This is a genomic window from Desemzia sp. FAM 23990, assembly GCF_045528485.1.
Taxonomy (GTDB): Bacteria; Bacillota; Bacilli; order Lactobacillales; family Carnobacteriaceae; genus Desemzia.
The window spans coordinates 1-254 of sequence record NZ_JBGQQW010000107.1 but is presented as its reverse complement, the minus strand read 5'-3'; the positions used below and the strand labels follow the sequence as shown (position 1 = coordinate 254).

The window sequence follows — 254 nt, the reverse complement described above, 5'->3', positions numbered from 1 at the left end:
CATTCGGTGGACGGGATTCTCACCCGTCTTTCGCTACTCATACCGGCATTCTCACTTCTAAGCGCTCCACTAGTCCTCACGATCTAGCTTCAACGCCCTTAGAACGCTCTCCTACCATAGAACCTAAGGTTCTATCCACAGTTTCGGTGTTATGTTTAGCCCCGGTAAATTTTCGGCGCAGGGTCACTCGACTAGTGAGCTATTACGCACTCTTTAAATGATGGCTGCTTCTGAGCCAACATCCTAGTTGTCTA

1 rRNA gene is annotated in these 254 nt (G+C 48.8%); it reads right to left on the bottom strand.

The features are described from left to right. A 23S ribosomal RNA gene (locus tag ACEN4I_RS13670) occupies window positions 1–254 on the bottom strand; the annotation flags it as partial.